This window comes from Bacillus sp. GW821-FHT11D08, assembly GCF_058808515.1.
On record NZ_JBXARS010000001.1, the window covers coordinates 331099 to 346955 of the forward strand.

Sequence of the window (15857 nt, forward strand, 5' to 3'; positions counted from 1 at the left end):
ACGCCAAGGGAGCCGGCTCCCTTGGCGTTTTTTATGCTTGAAACAGGATGCGGCGTTTTGCTGAATCGGGATCACTTTCGACAGCGGTATCCGTGTTGAAAAGCAAAGTTTTGCGTGAATCGGTATCATATTCAGGCCAATTGAAGTGAGAGGTGTTCGGGTTTCCGGTTTTTGCAAAAGCGAGCCATGCGGATTGGATTTGTTTGGAAAGCTGTTCTGCGTCATCACCGAGCGGTTCTTGCAGCGTCTTTCTCAAAGAATCAAAGTTTCCGAACACAAATGGCAATTCCAGAGCGTGAACGGCTTTATGAAACGGCGGTGTTTCGCCATGCCAATCAAAGCGGTACATCCAGACCGGTGCGTGCTGCGACTGTCCTTGTGCGAAAGCGACAGCCGGCCGCCAGAAAATCAGATCCGTCATCATATCGATTTGTCCCTTTAATGAATGCGGATATAAATCTGCCGCTTGCTCAGTGCAGTTCTCTCCGAGATGATAATGCAAATAATCTTGCTGCTTTTTCTCGGAATGAATGTCTGTATCAGGGGTGAAAAACAAATATGCTTCATCACGATTGGTTCCGATGATCATAGGTATGCCTTCTGCGGCCCCGTCTGCTATGGCTTTCACGGGTTCCGCAGGCAATGTGGCCGGATCGATGGCGGGCTGAAACAAAAGCTGAAAAATGTTTTGATCTAGTGAGCGCCGCACTTTATCCGCAGTCTTAAGCAGGTCATTAACGGAAAGCTCCTGCAATTGATCAGTGCCGGCTTCATGAATAAATGCCGCCGCGATGTCTTTTGCCATGTCCGCCGGGATCGTATGAGAGGCGCCGCTTTCTAAAATGGCTTTATGAAACAGGCCTTTTGCGTCAGGCATTGCCATAAGGGAGGCGATGCTCATGCCGCCTGCCGATTCGCCAAATATCGTGACGTTATCCGGGTCTCCTCCAAATTCGGAGATATTGTCCCTCACCCAGCGCAGGGCGGCGATCTGATCGAGCAGCCCGATATTGGCGGAATACGCGTCGTGAATAGAAGACAAATGTAAAAAGCCGAACGGTCCGAGCCTGTAATTGAGTGTCACTACAATGACATCTCCGTCAGCGGCAAGGGCAGATCCGTCGTAAAGCGGTTCGCTTCCGGCACCTAAATAAAATGCCCCGCCGTGTATCCATACCATGACAGGCTTTTTTTCGCCCTCTGAATCGGGGGCGAAAACATTGAGGTAAAGGCAATCTTCAGATTGAGGCGGTACATCTCCGGAAAACGATATAGACAGCATATCATCCGGCTGCGGACAAACCGGTCCGAACGAATCGGCATGTTTTACGCCGTCCCAAGGTGCGGGCGGCTCCGGCGCTTTAAATCTGAGCTCTCCGACGGGCGGCTTCGCGTACGGTATGCCCTTCCATGTGCGGGCACCGCGGCCGGCAGTTCCTTTCATTGCGCCGGAGCGGGTTTGAACGGTAAGTTTTGTCATGATTTCATCCCCTTTTTTCTTTTCATTATAAACAGAGATGAAGACATGAAGCGAATAAAAGCCTTTTCATCAGCATATCATTAGTAACGCTTCCGTTCTAAAAATGATCTGACTTCCTGAACGGACAAGCCGAGTTCTTTGGCTTCCTGCATCAGCGCTTTCCATTCCTCAATGTTGGATTCAGTCAGTTTTCTGTTGCGGTAGGGTGCGGGCTCCGGGCGTTTTTCAGTCAGTTTGTTCGTAAAGGTGAACAGTTCTTCTTTCGGCATGCCCGACTGCACGGCCTGCACAAGGTGGATGCGCCACTCATCTTCCGTGCCTCCCATGTGATGCAGCATCGTTTCGGCATCAAAAAGCTCCGTCAGATCGACCTGCAGGGTGGCGGATACTTTTTTCAGAAATTGGATGGACGGATTTGAGTGAACCCCCCGTTCTATCTTGCTTAAATAAGATTTAGAGACACCTGCTTCAACTGCTAGCTGATTAATAGAGTAGCCTTTTCTTCTGCGGTATAAACGAATTATTCTTCCAATCATTGTGCTGAATTCTCCCCTGTATACTGGCATTTTTTTGTTCATTATAAGAAATTTTTCGTTCTTTATAAAATTTAAAATTATAAGGTAAGTGCAGTAAATAAGAGGAAAATCATGATAATGTTCTTTAAAAAGAACCAAATGGCTTAATTTGAAATTTTCAAATTTCGACCTTTTCTTTTATAATCCAATCATTAACAGAAGGGGGCGTTTAAGCCTGATGCAATAAGGATGAGGCTGTAATTACATGAATGAGAATATGAGTTTTAAAGAATTATTTGACATTATTAAACACAGACTTTTACTGATTTTTATCATGACAGCAGTTGTAACGCTGGTGACGGGATACATCCAATTCCGGGTGATTTCGCCCGTTTATCAGGCATCGACCCAAGTGCTCATTCATGAAACAAGCGGTGAAAAAAATTCGAATCTCAGCGACGTTCAGCTGAATCTTCATTACAACAATACGTTTCAAACGATAATGAAAAGCCCGGTAGTGCTTGAGAAAGTGAAGCAGACGCTGCATCTTTCTGAGACGGCATCCGCTTTAAAAGCAAAGATCACGACAAGCAGCGAAACCGATTCAGAGATCATTACCGTAGCGGTGCAGGACGAGAACCCGAAACAGGCCGCCGCTATAGCGAACACGCTGATGAAGACATTTAAAAAAGAAGTCCGTGACAGGATGAATATAAAAGGCGTCATTGTTTTGTCTGAGGCAAAAGCATCGGAAAGCCCGATGGTCAAACCTTCGCGCATCCGAAATATCATGATGGCGTTCGGTGCGGCTCTCATGGCGGGTGTGACGCTTGCGTTTTTTCTCCACTTTCTTGATGAAACCGTTAAAAGCGAGCGGCAGCTCAGCGAAAAAACAGACTTGCCTGTTTTAGGGGTTGTGTATGACATCAAAAATCAGCAGACACGGTCTGATGAAAAACATTTCGGGGAGTGAGGCGTTTGGGATTCAGAAAAAAGAAATCAAGAAGGGGACTGGCTCAAATATCCGTTTTACATCACAAATCATTGGTGGCTGAACAATACCGCACCATTCGGACAAATATTGAGTTCTCCTCTGTTCAGACCCATTTGCGCTCTATTCTCGTCACTTCTTCCGTTCCGGGAGAAGGAAAATCATTCAGCGCCGCCAACCTTGCCGCGGTATTTGCGCAGCAGGAAAAAAAGGTGCTGCTCGTCGATGCGGATTTACGAAAACCGACGATACACGAGACCTATCAGCTTGAAAATGTACAAGGCCTTACGAATGTGTTAGTCGGAAACGCTTCCCTCGGCGAAACGGTGCAAAAAACGCTGATTGATAACCTTTACGTCTTAACGAGCGGGCCGACGCCGCCGAATCCGGCTGAGCTTTTATCTTCAAAGGCGATGGGAGAGCTGATTCAGGAGATGTACAGCCGGTACAGTCTGGTTATTTTCGATTCACCTCCGCTTTTGGCTGTGGCGGACGGACAGATTTTAGCGAACCAGACAGATGGAAGCGTTCTCGTCGTCTTGAGCGGAAAAACGAAAATGGATACCGTCCAAAAGGCGAGAGATGCGCTCCAGCAGTCAAAGGCAAAGCTTTTGGGGGCGCTGCTGAATAAAAAGAAAATCAAAAAAACAGAGCACTACTCATATTGAGCGGTGCAGGTGATGTCTCCTTACCTTTATCAACGGAGGCACTCGGCTCTGCTGTGGGCGGCGTTTTCCGCTGCCTTAGATGCTGGTCGTCGGTGGCGGGGTGTGAGGACGGGTTAAATGCCCAATTTTATCTTAAGATGATGCATTGTTATCGGCTTAGCTGTTATGTCTGTTTTTACGAAAACCGTATCAGCTAAACCGATAAATGAGGAGGGGAAAGATTGACTTACCGGAGAAGACTTTCAATGATTTTTGCATTGGATACGTATCTCGTTTTACTTTCCGTTGTTATAGGATATCAATTTTTTGAGGATTCTTATCACTTTTATGACTCCGGAGCGTTGCTGCTGACTGCCGTGAGCATGCTGATCAGCCATCATGTATGCGCTTTTATGTTTCACCAGTATAAGCAGGTATGGACGTACACGGGAATAGGCGAGCTGCTTGATCTGCTGAAGGGGATCACGCTGTCCGCAGCTGTGACAGCCGCCGTCCAATACGGGGTGTTCCACACGATTTTGTTCCGGCTGTTGGCCGTCAGCTGGATGGTTCAGCTATTGTTCATCGGAGGAAGCCGGATGATTTCACGGGTGCTGAAAGAAACGATCGGCAGGAAGCAAAATGACTCTTCCAGGGCGCTGATCATCGGCGCAGGTGCGGGGGGGACGCTGCTCGTCCGTCAGCTTACCCAGAAAAACGATCTCGGAATCATGCCTGTGGCTTTTATTGATGATGATCAGACGAAGCATAAGCTCGAAATCATGGGCCTGCCCGTCATCGGCGGAAAAGAAAGCATTATGCCGGCGGTGCAGAGGCTGAGAATCCACCATATTATCATTGCCATTCCGTCTCTTTGCACCCATGAGCTTCAGACGTTATACAAAGAATGTGTGCAGACGGGCGCCCATATTAAAATCATGCCGCAATTTGATGAGATCCTGCTCGGAACGCAGGCTGCCGGACACATCAGAGATGTAAAAGCCGAAGATCTGCTCGGCAGAAAGCCGGTCACCCTTGATACGAGCAAAATTTCTGACAGCATCAAGGGAAAAACGATTCTGGTCACGGGCGCCGGCGGCTCAATCGGTTCTGAGATCTGCCGCCAGATCAGCGCGTTTCTTCCGCGGGAAATCGTCCTTCTCGGCCACGGGGAGAACAGCATTCATTCCGTACATACCGAGCTGTCCGCACGCTTCGGCAAAGAGGTGCTCTTTCACGCGGAGATCGCCGATATTCAGGACAGAGATAAAATCTTTGCTTTGATGAAAAAATACGAGCCGCACGTCGTCTATCATGCGGCTGCCCATAAACATGTGCCGTTAATGGAACATAATCCGGAAGAAGCCGTTAAAAACAACATTATCGGCACGAAAAATGTCGCCGAAGCCGCCGACATGTGCGGAACGGAAACCTTCGTGCTGATTTCTTCTGACAAAGCGGTCAATCCGGCCAATGTCATGGGCGCGACGAAACGGTTTGCGGAAATGGTCATCATGAACCTCGGAAAGGTCAGCCGCACCAAATTCGCCGCCGTCCGTTTCGGAAATGTGCTCGGAAGCCGCGGCAGCGTCATTCCGATTTTCAAAAAGCAGATTGAAAAAGGCGGACCCGTCACCGTCACGCACCCGGCGATGACAAGATATTTTATGACGATTCCCGAAGCGTCAAGACTCGTCATTCAGGCGGGGGCGCTTGCAAAAGGGCGGCAGATTTTCGTTCTGGATATGGGAGAACCCGTCAAAATCGTCGATCTGGCCAAAAACCTGATTCATTTATCAGGCTATACGACAGAACAGATTCCCATCGAATTCTCCGGCATCCGCCCGGGAGAAAAGATGTATGAAGAATTGCTGAATCATAATGAAGTACATACGGAGCAGATTTTTCCGAAAATCCATATCGGGAAAGCGGTGGACGGGAATTGGGCCGTGCTCATCCGTTTTATGGAGGAATTCAGCCGTCTGCCTGAAGAAGAGCTGAGAAAAAGGCTGTTTGAGGCGATCGAATCAGTACATGAAGAAGCGGCCGCAGGCGTGTGATGGGAGGACAGAAAGATGACGAAAAAAGTATTATTCTGCGCCACTGTCGATTATCATTTTAAAGCCTTTCATCTTCCGTATTTTCAATGGTTTCAGGATATGGGCTGGGAGGTGCACGTCGCGGCAGGCGGCAATATGAATCTTCCGTTCGTTGATGAAAAGTTTTCCATTCCGATCCGGCGCTCGCCGTTTCATCCCGAAAATCTTTCTGTTTACAGGCGGCTGAAACGGCTCATTCAGGACAACGGCTACGACATGATTCACTGTCATACGCCGGTCGGCGGCGTGCTTGCACGCCTTGCTGCGAGACAAGCTCGCCAAAAAGGGACAAAGGTGCTGTACACCGCGCACGGCTTTCACTTCTGCGACGGAGCGCCCCTGAAAAACTGGCTTCTTTATTACCCGATCGAAAAATTTCTTTCTTCTTATACGGATTGTCTGATTACGATTAATGAAGAGGATTACGAACGGGCCAAGCAAATGAAAAAAACAGCTTGCGGCGCGAAAAAAATACACGGCATCGGGGTGAATACAGACAGGTTTCGCCCTGTGAGCCGGGAAGAGAGTGAACGTCTGAGAGAAAAACACGGCTTCGGCGCCGGGGAATTTATTCTCGTATACCCCGCTGAATTAAACGGCAATAAAAACCAAGGACTTCTCATTGAGACTGCGGCACTGCTGAAGAACCGCATCCCGGAGCTGAAACTCGTATTTGCAGGAGAAGGCGTGATGGAAGCGCCGTACAGAAAAAAGGCTGAATCACTCGGTGTATCCGACATGGTGCGGTTTTACGGTTTTTGCCGCGATATTCATGAACTGATTCAGCTTGCCGATCTGTCTGTCGCCTCAAGCATCCGTGAAGGACTCGGCATGAATCTGCTTGAAGGAATGGCTGCCGAAAAGCCGGCCGTTGCCGCGGACAACAGGGGGCACCGTGAGATCATCGAAGACGGCGTGAACGGTTTTCTCGTGCCGGCCGGGGACAGCGCGGCATTTGCCGATCGGATTGAAAAGCTGTACCGCTCCCCGTGTCTGCGAAAAGCAATGGGGCAAAAAGGGCGCAGCACGGCGGAATGTTTTTCTGAAACACGTACGGTAAAGGAAATGGCGCACATTTACGCCGGTTATATGGATAAAAAGGAGAAAAGCGTATGAATGCAGGAGCACAACCGAAAATTTCCGTCATCATGGGAATTTATAATTGCGAAGAGACTTTAGCGGAGAGTATTGAATCCATCCTGAGCCAATCTTATAAGAATTGGGAACTGATTATGTGTGATGACGCGTCAACTGACGGAACGTATCAGATTGCGCGCCGTTACGCGGATCATTACGGCGACCGGATCACGCTGATTCAAAATAAGACAAATCAACGGCTTGCCGCTTCGCTGAACCGCTGTCTGACATACGCAACGGGGGATTATATCGCCAGGCAGGACGGTGATGACATCTCCAACCCGAGGAGACTGGAAAAACAGGCCGCTTTCTTAAACAAGCACGCCCACTATCAAGTCGTAGGCACGGGGATGCTCGTATTTGACGAATTCGGTGTAAGGGGCGCCCGGCTTTTGCCGCCCGTGCCGAAACCGGGAATTATGGCGAAAGGCACACCGTTCTGCCACGGCACCATTATGATGCGGGCTGAAGCGTACAAAGCGCTTGGCGGCTACCGGTCAGTCAGGCGGACGCGGCGGATGGAGGATATCGATTTGTGGCTGCGCTTTTTTGAAGCGGGTTTCCGGGGGTACAATCTCCAAGAAACGCTGTATAAAGTAAGAGAGGACAGTGATGCGTTTAAAAGGAGATCGTTTACGTATTCCATTGATAACGCGGTCCTCGTTTTTCAGGCATGCAGACGGTTGAAGCTGCCGCTTTCCCATTACGCGTATATCGCAAAACCTCTCATCCGCGCCATTACGCCGCCCGCGGTCATGAACCGTTATCATAAAAACAGGGACATCCGCCAAAAAGAAGGGCTTGCCGAACATGACTGACAAACCGATGCGGGTGCTGCACATCTTCAGCGGGATGAACAGGGGCGGCGCAGAAACGATGATGATGAATTTGTACCGGAAGATGGACAGAACGAAGGTGCAGTTTGATTTTTTAACCCATAGGAACGATCCGTGCGCTTATGATGAGGAAATTCTCGCTCTCGGCGGACGGCTTTTTTATGTGCCGAGCATCGGCAGCACAAACCCGATTACATTTGTGAAACAGGTCAAGCGGGTGATTCATGAAAAAGGCCCGTTTGCCGCCGTGCACGCCCATACCGATTTTCAGTCGGGATTCATCGCGCTTGCCGCTCGTTTAGCCGGCGTCCCGGTGCGGATCTGCCATTCGCATAGTACGTCGTGGCGGGGGCGGGCGTCGCGGCTTGCCGGGATGCAGCTGTTTGTTTTCAGACGGCTGATCACGGCAAACGCCACGGCACTGTGCGCCTGCGGAGAAGACGCGGGCCGTTTCTTATTCGGGAAAGAAAAAGACGTGCATCTTTTGCCGAACGGCATTGATCTCGACTTATTTGCCGGCGGGTGCGCGGACACAGAAGCTGAAAAAAGGAAGCGGGGCATTGCAGGCGGCCGTTTGGTGATCGGCCATATCGGCCGCTTTACAGAAGAAAAAAACCACGAATTTCTGCTCCGGCTGGCCGCTGATATGAAAGAGCGGGGCATCGGCTTACAGCTGATTCTCGCCGGAGACGGTCCGCTTCGCACCGACATGGAAAATCTGGCGGCGAAGCTGGGGCTTGATGATGATGTGCGTTTTATCGGCATAGAAGACCGCGTTCATGCCCTGCTGAAAACGTTGGATGTATTTGTCATGCCGTCTCTTTATGAAGGGCTGCCCGTCACGCTCGTTGAAGCGCAGGCCTCCGGGGTGCCGTGCGTAATATCAGACGGCATAACGGAAGAAGCCGATGCAGGGCTCGGGCTGGTCAAAAGGCTCAGCCTCAAAGAACCGCCCGGACAATGGGCATCCGCGGTGTTACGGGCAGCAGAGGCGGCAAAGCCTGACGGGGAGCGCATTAAAGAAACCCTCAGACGGCAGGGATATGACGCGGGAGAAAATGCGGGGGCTGTTATGAAGCTTTACAATATGAATTGGAAAAAGGAACAGTAACGAATGATTGTATATGTAGTCAATATGGGAATTGTGTATATTTGGTCATGGTTCGCGAAAATGTGCGGCGGGCGTGATCAATCGCTTTCGACCGGATACCGGCCGAATCAGCTCGTCATGATCGTTCCGCTGCTATCGCTCGTATTGGTCTCCGGTTTGCGCTACAGAGTCGGGACGGATTTTCAGACGTACGCGCTGATGTACAAGCTGGCGGGAAATTACGGAAGCATTTGGGAGATCTTCGGGTTCGGAGCGAAAAAAGCAGCCGTTGATCCGGGGTTTACGGCTCTCATCTGGCTCATGAATTTTATCACGAAAGATCCGCAAATCATGTATTTCACCGTGGCGGTCGTGACGTGCAGCTTTATTTTAAAGGGGCTCGTTGAGTTCGGCCGTCCGTTTGAGCTGAGTGTGTTTTTGTTTTTGGGCACGTATCACTATTACGCTTCCTTTAACGGGATCAGGCAGTATATGGTGGCGGCCGTTTTGTTTTGGGCCGTCCGCTACGTGATCAGCGGAAGCTGGAAGCGTTATATGTCAATCGTGCTGCTGTGTTCGCTTTTTCATTCCTCAGCGCTGATTATGATTCCGGTTTATTTTCTCGTCAGAAAAAAAGCCTGGTCGCCCGCGATTTTCGGACTGTCGGCATTGTTTCTTCTTATGACGTTTCTGTATCAGAAGTTCATTTCGCTTTTTGTCGTCGTGCTGGAAAACAGCTCATACGGCCATTATGAGAAATGGCTGATGACCAATACGAACGGGATGAACGTCGTAAAAATCGCGGTGCTGCTTCTGCCGCTGTTTTTGGCTTTCTGCTATCGGGAGCGGCTGCGGAAGCTCTGGCCTGACATTGATGTCATCGTGAATTTCTGTCTGCTCGGCCTGCTCTTCGGTCTTTTGGCGACAAAGGATGTTATTTTCGCCCGGTTTAATATATATTTCGGCCTGTACCAAATGATCCTGATCCCTTATTTTGTGAGGATTTTTGATGAAAAATCAAATGCGCTGATTTATATCGCCATTATTGTCTGTTATTTTCTTTACAGTTACTTGCTTATGCCGGTCGATTCGTCTGTGCTTCCGTACAGAACGATTTTTTCCCGGTAATGGACATTGGAGGTTTATATGGAAACACCCGCGGTCAGTTTATTAATTGCTGTGTATAATACGGAAACTTATTTAGAAAGATGCTTAGATTCATTGCTCAATCAGTCGCTCGCCAATATCGAAATCGTGGCCGTTAATGACGGGTCAACGGATCAAAGCCCGGCGATTCTTGAAACCTATCAGAAGCGGGATGAGAGAATCCGGGTCATTCATCAGCAAAACCGGGGGCTCGGCGCGGTCCGCAACAGGGGGATCGAGGCGGCGCGCGGCGAATTTATCGCTTTTATTGATGCGGACGACTGGGTTGAACCTCATTATTGCCTGCGCATGTATGAAAAAGCGAAGGCTGATCAGGCTGATCTCGTGATTTGCGAATATGCGGCCGAATTTGCGGATACGGGGAAAACCGCCGTTTCAACGATCGCTTCAGCGTACGCGGGCCGCCCGAAACAATGGTACCTGAAAGATTTATTTGAAGGAAGAGTCAGCGGTTTTTCATGGAACAAGCTGTACAAAAGAACCATGATCGAGCATCATCAGCTGCGCTTTCCGCTTCGTGATGAGCTGGAGCACGTGGAGGATCAGTACTTCAGCCTCCGGGCGCATGTTTTCGCAGGTGCGGTCTCGTACGTGGATCAGCCGCTCTATCATTATCGGATTCACTTGACTTCCATTGTGCAAAGCTATCAGAAAAAGCTGTTTGACTCAGGTCTCGTTCTCTATCGGCTGAACGAGGCTTTTTTGCGTGAAAACGGCTGCTTACAGGAATACCGGCAGGAGCTGGATTTTTTCATCGTTCAGCACGGAACAGTCTGCCTGCTGAATGAATGGAAGCGGAATAACGGCGGCCGGTTTTCTGAGAAGTGGAAGAATATCAGCCGGATATGCGCTGATCCCGTGTTTCGCCTGAGCCTTTCCAAAACCGGAACGGCGCCGTTTGACGCCAAACGCTCATGCCTTCTGCTTTTGGCGAAGCTGAAGCTGATTCCGTTCGTGTCGCTGGCATCAGCCGCGTATCAGCGGGCAATCGAGTACAAAATGAAAATCAGAGGGTGAAGACATGTCGATACAATCTTTAAAAATCAATCTCGCGGAATGGCTGTTGCTTAAGGTCAAATACCCGTCCCAATTTCATTTCGGAACGGCAGCGGATGGGGCGGGGCTTACAGCGGCAAGAAAAAAGATCATTCTGACGCTGCTCCCGTCCCACGATAATCTCGGCGATCACGCCATCGCCTACGCAAGCAAAACGTTTCTTGAACGGGAGTATCCCGATTTTGACATTGTCGAGGTGGATATGAAGGATATATACAGATCCGCAAAAGCGCTGATCAAAAAGCGCCACCCCGATGATATGGTATTCATCATCGGCGGCGGGAACATGGGGGATTTGTACCGGTATGAGGAATGGACACGCCGCTTTATCATCAAAACATTCCGGGAATATCGGATCGTTCAGCTTCCGGCGACGGCTCACTTTTCTGAATCAAAAAAGGGACGGAAGGAACTGAAGCGCGCCCGAAAAGTGTACAATGCGCATCCCGACCTTTTGTTAATGGCGAGAGATGAGACGACGTATCAATGGATGAAGCGTCATTTTCCCGGAAAAACAGTGCTCAAACAGCCTGACATGGTCTTATATTTGGATAAAAGCGAGCGGCGCATCCCGCGGGAAGGGATCTACCTCTGTTTACGGGAGGATAAGGAGAGTGCGCTGACGGCTGAGGACAGAACGATGGTAAAAGAAGCTTTGGCAAAAGAGTACGGCGAGCTGCATTCCTTTACCACGACGGTCGGCCGGAGGGTCAGCCGCCATACACGTGAAAAGGAGCTGGAAGAGCTTTGGAATACGCTGAAAGGCGCGGAAGCCGTCGTCACTGACAGGCTTCACGGGATGATTTTTTGTGCGCTGACGAAAACGCCTTGTGTCGTCATTCGTTCGTTTGATCATAAAGTGATGGAAGGCTATCAATGGCTGAAAAACATACCGAACATGACATTGCTTGAACGTCCAGACCCTGAAGCCGTAACGGCCGCCGTAAACCGGCTGCTCAGCGGCAAGCATGAGGAAGGCGGTTCTTTGCGCAGTGTTTATTTTGCCGGGCTGCGCTCGAAAATCAGCGGTGATGCCCAATGACCGCGCCGCTTGTGAGCGTGATCGTGCCGATGTATAAGACAGAGCCTTTTATGAAAAAATGCGCGGTTTCTTTAACAAAACAGACGCTGAGAGACATCGAAATCATTTTCGTCAATGACGGTTCACCGGATCGGTCAGGCCGGATTGCTGAACAATTCGCCGCAGAAGATGCGAGAATCCGGGTGATTCATAAAGAAAACGGCGGCCTCAGCTCGGCCCGCAATGCCGGAATAAAAGCCGCCCGCGGCCGTTATATCGGTTTTGTGGACGGCGATGACTATGTGACGGAAACGATGTTCGAGCGGCTTTATGAAGAAGCGGAGAAGAACCGGCTGGATATCGCCGGATGCGGCTATTATAAGGAAACGCCGTCTAAGAAAAGAACATATATGCCGCCGTCCCTTCCGCCGGGTCGCGTCTTCACAGCGGATGAAATGACTGCATTGCTGACCCGTGCGCACGAACATCGGTTTATTTGGTATGTGTGGCGCTATATATACCGGCGAGAATCATTGCAAGGGCTGTTGTTCCATGAAGATATCCGGTTTGCCGAAGACTCTCCGTTTAATTTGGCAGCGTTCCGCCAAGCCGCGCGTATCAAAGTGATAGACGAAGGGCTGTATATCTACCGGGAAAATCCGCAAAGTCTTACAGAAACACCGTTTAAGCCCCACTTAGATCACGAACTGCAAAAGCAATATAAAGCGAAAATGGCTTTTTATGAGGAAAACGGGCTGACGGACGCCTGCCGGAGCGATATCAATACATATTTGTGCAAGCATCAGATTCCGATGCTGATCGCCAACGCATGCGCCGCCCCGCAGCCGTCACATCAGATTACGGCGCACATCGGCAGAATCTTAACGTATGACATGGTAAAAACGGCGGTGCGCAGGACGCCGTGCCGCCATAAACAGCTGCTGGCGGGGGAGCGCGTGGTGCTCGGCCTGTGCAAAATGCGCCTTCCTCTTCTTCTGCATGCGTTTTTCGAACGGAAATCGAAAGAGAAAGGCAGTGCGGAAGGAGCATGAAATTTGCCATTAATTTCGGCGCCAATGTGACGGCGTTTTTACTATCGGTGTTTTTATCAGTGTGGATGACGCCCTTTATTGTGAAAACATTAGGTGTGGAGGCTTTTGGATTTGTCCATCTGACACAGAATATCATTAACTATTTCTCTATTATTACCGTTGCGCTGAGCTCTGTCGTTGTGAGGTTTTTCTCCGTCGCCGCCCACAGGGGGAACAGGGATGAGGCCAATGCGTATGTAAGCAATTATTTAGCCGCGTCTGTCGTGATATCTCTATTACTCGCTGTGCCGCTCGCCGGGACTGCTTTTTTTATTGACAAGATTATGAATGTGCCGGCCGGGCTCTTAACGGATGTGAGGCTCTCTATCGTGATCGGCAGCGTGCTGTTTATGCTGACGTTTTTTATGGCGGGGTTCGCAACGGGGCCGTTTTTTGCCAACAAGCTTTATATCACAAGTTCCATTCAGGCCGTGCAAATGCTGGTCAGGGTGCTGTGTGTGCTCGCTCTGTTTACGTGCCTGCCGCCGAAAATCTGGCAGATCCAGCTTTCGGCATTAGCGGGAGCCGTCTGTGCGGCCGTGCTGACTTTTTTCTTCTTTAAGAAATTGATTCCGTGGTTTTCTTTCAGCCGTAAAACCTTGTCATTACAGACGAGCAAAGTACTGTTTTCGGCCGGTGCCTGGAGTTCTGTCAACCAGATCGGCGTGCTGCTGTTTCTGCAGATTGACCTCATGACGGCCAACCTCGTTCTGGGGCCGTCTGAGGCGGGTGTCTATGCGGCGATTATTCAATTCCCGCTTCTGCTCAGAAGTCTTGCAGGGACGCTTGCTTCACTGTTTGCGCCGGTTTTGACTTCCTATTACTCAAAAGGGGATATGGAAGGTCTCCTGTCTTACGCCAATAAGGCTGTGCGGATGAACGGGCTTCTGCTCGCGCTTCCCGCCGCATTATTAGGAGGGCTTGCCGAACCGTTTCTGGCGATTTGGCTGGGCCCGTCGTTTGTGCAGACGGCGCCGCTTTTATACATTCACGCCGGGTATTTGGCGGTCAGTCTCTCTGTCATGCCGCTTTTTTACGTATGGACGGCTTTTAATAAACAAAAAACGCCCGCCGTCGTTACTTTATGTTTAGGCGGACTGAATGTCGTATTGGCCGTGGTTCTCAGCGGACCGGCACATCTCGGGCTGTACGGCATCACCATCGCCGGTGCAGTCTCTCTCATTTTGAAAAATGCCGTCTTCACGCCGCTGTATGTTTCGCATATTACCGGTTTTCAGAAAACCGCGTTTTACAAAGGAATGTTCGGCCCGTTGGCAGCGGCCGTATTTGCCTGGGCTGTCTGCCGGGGTATCCGGCTGTTTTCACCGCTTGACAGCTGGGCCGGCCTGATCGCCGCGGGGCTTGCCGTATGCATGAGCTATGCCGCATTCGCTTTTTTCTTCATTTGTACGAAAGAAGAAAGGCGGCTTGCTTTACAGAAATGCCGAAAAGTGAAAGGAGCTGTTCAGATTTGAAGGCGAAACGTGTATTTGATATAGCGGCCGCGGTGTTGTTATTGTGCGGCGCGAGCGTCATCCTTCTCTTCGCCATGGCAGCCGTCAGATGCGCCATCGGGTCTCCGGTATTGTTCAAACAGACGAGACCGGGGCATAATGGTCGTCCGTTTACGTTGTATAAACTCAGAACGATGACGGATGCGCGTGATGAAAACGGTGTGCTGCTTCCGGATCATCTCCGTCTGACCAAAACGGGAAGGCTGATCAGAAAACTGAGCATCGATGAGCTTCCCCAGCTTTTTAATGTGCTCAAAGGAGATATCAGTCTTGTCGGCCCCCGCCCTTTGCTGATGGATTATCTGCCGCTTTACACGGCGGAGCAGGCGCGGCGCCACGAGGTGAAGCCGGGGATTACGGGCTGGGCGCAGATTAACGGGAGAAACGCGATTTCATGGGAGGAAAAATTCAAGCTCGACGTGTGGTACGTCGACAACCGCACATTTCTTCTCGACTTAAAGATTCTGCTTTTAACAGTGAAAAAAGTTCTCGTGTCAGAAGGCATACATCAAGCCGGCCATGTGACGGCAAAACGCTTCACAGGCAGCGGAGATATGTCATCGTGAAAAAGGTCGTGCTGATCGGAAACGGCGGACACGGAAAAGTCGTGAAGGAAATCGTGCAGGCCCGTTCCGATATGGAGCTTGCGGGCGTATTGGATGACGAATTCAGCGGTTTTGCCGTTCGGAACGGTTTATATACGGGCCGGACGAAAGACGTGCACATGCTTCGGAAACTCGTCCCCGAAGCCGTGTTCACGATATGCATCGGCCGCAACGGCGTCAGAAAGCAGTTCGCTGAAACGCTTGGGCTTGAAGATGACGATTATGCCGCACTCATTCACCCCGGGGCGATCGTCAGTGAAACGGCTTCCGTCGGACACGGAACGGTTGTGATGGCGGGAGCCGTCATTCAGGCGGGCGCTGACATCGGCGCCCATTGCATCATCAATACGGGGGCGGTTGCCGATCATGACAATACAATCGGAGATTACGTCCATCTTTCACCGCGCGCGGCGCTTGCCGGCGGAGTGAAAGTCGGGGAAGGAACGCACCTCGGAATCGGCGCGTCCGTCATACCGCAGATTGACATCGGCCCTTGGTCCGTTATCGGCGCGGGGGCTGCGGTCATCAGCCGGCTTCCCGGCCATGTGACGGCGGTCGGCGTTCCGGCCCGCGTCATCTCCCCTATCCATAATGAAAAAGGATGATTT

The 15857-nt window shown here is 50.5% G+C and carries 15 protein-coding genes; 13 read left to right on the top strand and 2 right to left on the bottom strand.

Annotated features, from left to right (window positions below; genetic code table 11):
- Positions 1 to 31: 31 nt before the first annotated feature.
- Together AC1RRX_RS01710 and slrR are read right to left on the bottom strand one after the other, a co-directional pair.
- On the bottom strand, positions 32 to 1480 hold the full coding sequence (locus AC1RRX_RS01710; protein ID WP_136803279.1) for a carboxylesterase/lipase family protein: 1449 nt from the start codon (positions 1478 to 1480) through the stop codon (positions 32 to 34).
- A gap of 80 nt (positions 1481 to 1560) precedes the next feature.
- The gene (gene slrR, locus AC1RRX_RS01715; RefSeq protein WP_003151541.1) at positions 1561 to 2016 is read right to left on the bottom strand and encodes an HTH-type transcriptional regulator SlrR; all 456 of its coding nucleotides are present in this window, start codon (positions 2014 to 2016) and stop codon (positions 1561 to 1563) included.
- A gap of 244 nt (positions 2017 to 2260) precedes the next feature.
- Between slrR and AC1RRX_RS01720 the strand changes: the two genes are divergently transcribed.
- The 13 genes from AC1RRX_RS01720 to AC1RRX_RS01780 all read left to right on the top strand — a co-directional run bounded on the left by AC1RRX_RS01720 (position 2261) and on the right by AC1RRX_RS01780 (position 15854).
- Positions 2261 to 2968 carry a YveK family protein gene (locus tag AC1RRX_RS01720; RefSeq protein ID WP_007407394.1) on the top strand — a complete coding sequence of 236 codons (708 nt, stop codon included), beginning with the start codon at positions 2261 to 2263 and terminating at the stop codon, positions 2966 to 2968.
- 5 nt (positions 2969 to 2973) lie between these two features.
- On the top strand, positions 2974 to 3654 hold the full coding sequence (gene epsB / locus AC1RRX_RS01725; protein ID WP_007407393.1) for a protein tyrosine kinase EpsB: 681 nt from the start codon (positions 2974 to 2976) through the stop codon (positions 3652 to 3654).
- Between the two features lie 221 nt (positions 3655 to 3875).
- Complete coding sequence (locus AC1RRX_RS01730; RefSeq protein WP_172587004.1) at positions 3876 to 5693, top strand: polysaccharide biosynthesis protein; 1818 nt, start codon at positions 3876 to 3878, stop codon at positions 5691 to 5693.
- A 15-nt stretch (positions 5694 to 5708) separates the two neighbouring features.
- On the top strand, positions 5709 to 6848 hold the full coding sequence (locus tag AC1RRX_RS01735) for a glycosyltransferase family 4 protein (protein ID WP_136396634.1): 1140 nt from the start codon (positions 5709 to 5711) through the stop codon (positions 6846 to 6848).
- Positions 6845 to 7687 carry a glycosyltransferase EpsE gene (gene epsE, locus AC1RRX_RS01740; protein ID WP_012118512.1) on the top strand — a complete coding sequence of 281 codons (843 nt, stop codon included), beginning with the start codon at positions 6845 to 6847 and terminating at the stop codon, positions 7685 to 7687. Before AC1RRX_RS01735 ends, epsE begins: the two co-directional genes overlap by 4 nt.
- Positions 7680 to 8816, top strand: coding sequence for a glycosyltransferase family 1 protein (locus AC1RRX_RS01745; RefSeq protein WP_144463890.1), 1137 nt, complete (start codon positions 7680 to 7682; stop codon positions 8814 to 8816). Before epsE ends, AC1RRX_RS01745 begins: the two co-directional genes overlap by 8 nt.
- A gap of 3 nt (positions 8817 to 8819) precedes the next feature.
- Positions 8820 to 9923 (top strand): biofilm exopolysaccharide biosynthesis protein EpsG, encoded by a 1104-nt coding sequence (gene epsG, locus AC1RRX_RS01750; protein ID WP_032867035.1) that lies wholly within the window; start codon positions 8820 to 8822, stop codon positions 9921 to 9923.
- 18 nt (positions 9924 to 9941) lie between these two features.
- Entirely contained in the window at positions 9942 to 10979 is a 1038-nt protein-coding gene (locus tag AC1RRX_RS01755; RefSeq protein WP_032867033.1) for a glycosyltransferase family 2 protein, read from the top strand.
- A gap of 4 nt (positions 10980 to 10983) precedes the next feature.
- On the top strand, positions 10984 to 12060 hold the full coding sequence (locus tag AC1RRX_RS01760; protein WP_032867031.1) for a polysaccharide pyruvyl transferase family protein: 1077 nt from the start codon (positions 10984 to 10986) through the stop codon (positions 12058 to 12060).
- Positions 12057 to 13091: a glycosyltransferase gene (locus tag AC1RRX_RS01765; protein ID WP_108724721.1), complete on the top strand. Its 1035-nt coding sequence runs from the start codon at positions 12057 to 12059 to the stop codon at positions 13089 to 13091. The genes AC1RRX_RS01760 and AC1RRX_RS01765 overlap by 4 nt, the downstream gene beginning before the upstream one ends.
- Positions 13088 to 14605: an MATE family efflux transporter gene (locus AC1RRX_RS01770; RefSeq protein ID WP_031378306.1), complete on the top strand. Its 1518-nt coding sequence runs from the start codon at positions 13088 to 13090 to the stop codon at positions 14603 to 14605. Before AC1RRX_RS01765 ends, AC1RRX_RS01770 begins: the two co-directional genes overlap by 4 nt.
- Positions 14602 to 15210, top strand: a complete 609-nt coding sequence (locus AC1RRX_RS01775; RefSeq protein ID WP_007407383.1) for a sugar transferase — start codon at positions 14602 to 14604, stop codon at positions 15208 to 15210. The genes AC1RRX_RS01770 and AC1RRX_RS01775 overlap by 4 nt, the downstream gene beginning before the upstream one ends.
- Positions 15207 to 15854 (top strand): acetyltransferase, encoded by a 648-nt coding sequence (locus tag AC1RRX_RS01780; protein ID WP_007407382.1) that lies wholly within the window; start codon positions 15207 to 15209, stop codon positions 15852 to 15854. The genes AC1RRX_RS01775 and AC1RRX_RS01780 overlap by 4 nt, the downstream gene beginning before the upstream one ends.
- The last annotated feature ends 3 nt before the right edge of the window (positions 15855 to 15857 follow it).

Excerpts from the sequence above, each read along its gene's own strand:
- epsG (WP_032867035.1), top strand. The coding sequence starts at position 8,820 with ATGATTGTATATGTAGTCAATATGGGAATTGTGTATATTTGGTCATGG.
- AC1RRX_RS01755 (WP_032867033.1), top strand. The coding sequence starts at position 9,942 with ATGGAAACACCCGCGGTCAGTTTATTAATTGCTGTGTATAATACGGAA.
- AC1RRX_RS01760 (WP_032867031.1), top strand. The coding sequence starts at position 10,984 with ATGTCGATACAATCTTTAAAAATCAATCTCGCGGAATGGCTGTTGCTT.
- AC1RRX_RS01745 (WP_144463890.1), top strand. The coding sequence starts at position 7,680 with ATGACTGACAAACCGATGCGGGTGCTGCACATCTTCAGCGGGATGAAC.
- AC1RRX_RS01720 (WP_007407394.1), top strand. The coding sequence starts at position 2,261 with ATGAATGAGAATATGAGTTTTAAAGAATTATTTGACATTATTAAACAC.
- AC1RRX_RS01765 (WP_108724721.1), top strand. The coding sequence starts at position 12,057 with ATGACCGCGCCGCTTGTGAGCGTGATCGTGCCGATGTATAAGACAGAG.
- AC1RRX_RS01710 (WP_136803279.1), bottom strand. The coding sequence starts at position 1,480 with ATGACAAAACTTACCGTTCAAACCCGCTCCGGCGCAATGAAAGGAACT.
- epsE (WP_012118512.1), top strand. The coding sequence starts at position 6,845 with ATGAATGCAGGAGCACAACCGAAAATTTCCGTCATCATGGGAATTTAT.
- slrR (WP_003151541.1), bottom strand. The coding sequence starts at position 2,016 with ATGATTGGAAGAATAATTCGTTTATACCGCAGAAGAAAAGGCTACTCT.
- AC1RRX_RS01770 (WP_031378306.1), top strand. The coding sequence starts at position 13,088 with ATGAAATTTGCCATTAATTTCGGCGCCAATGTGACGGCGTTTTTACTA.
- AC1RRX_RS01735 (WP_136396634.1), top strand. The coding sequence starts at position 5,709 with ATGACGAAAAAAGTATTATTCTGCGCCACTGTCGATTATCATTTTAAA.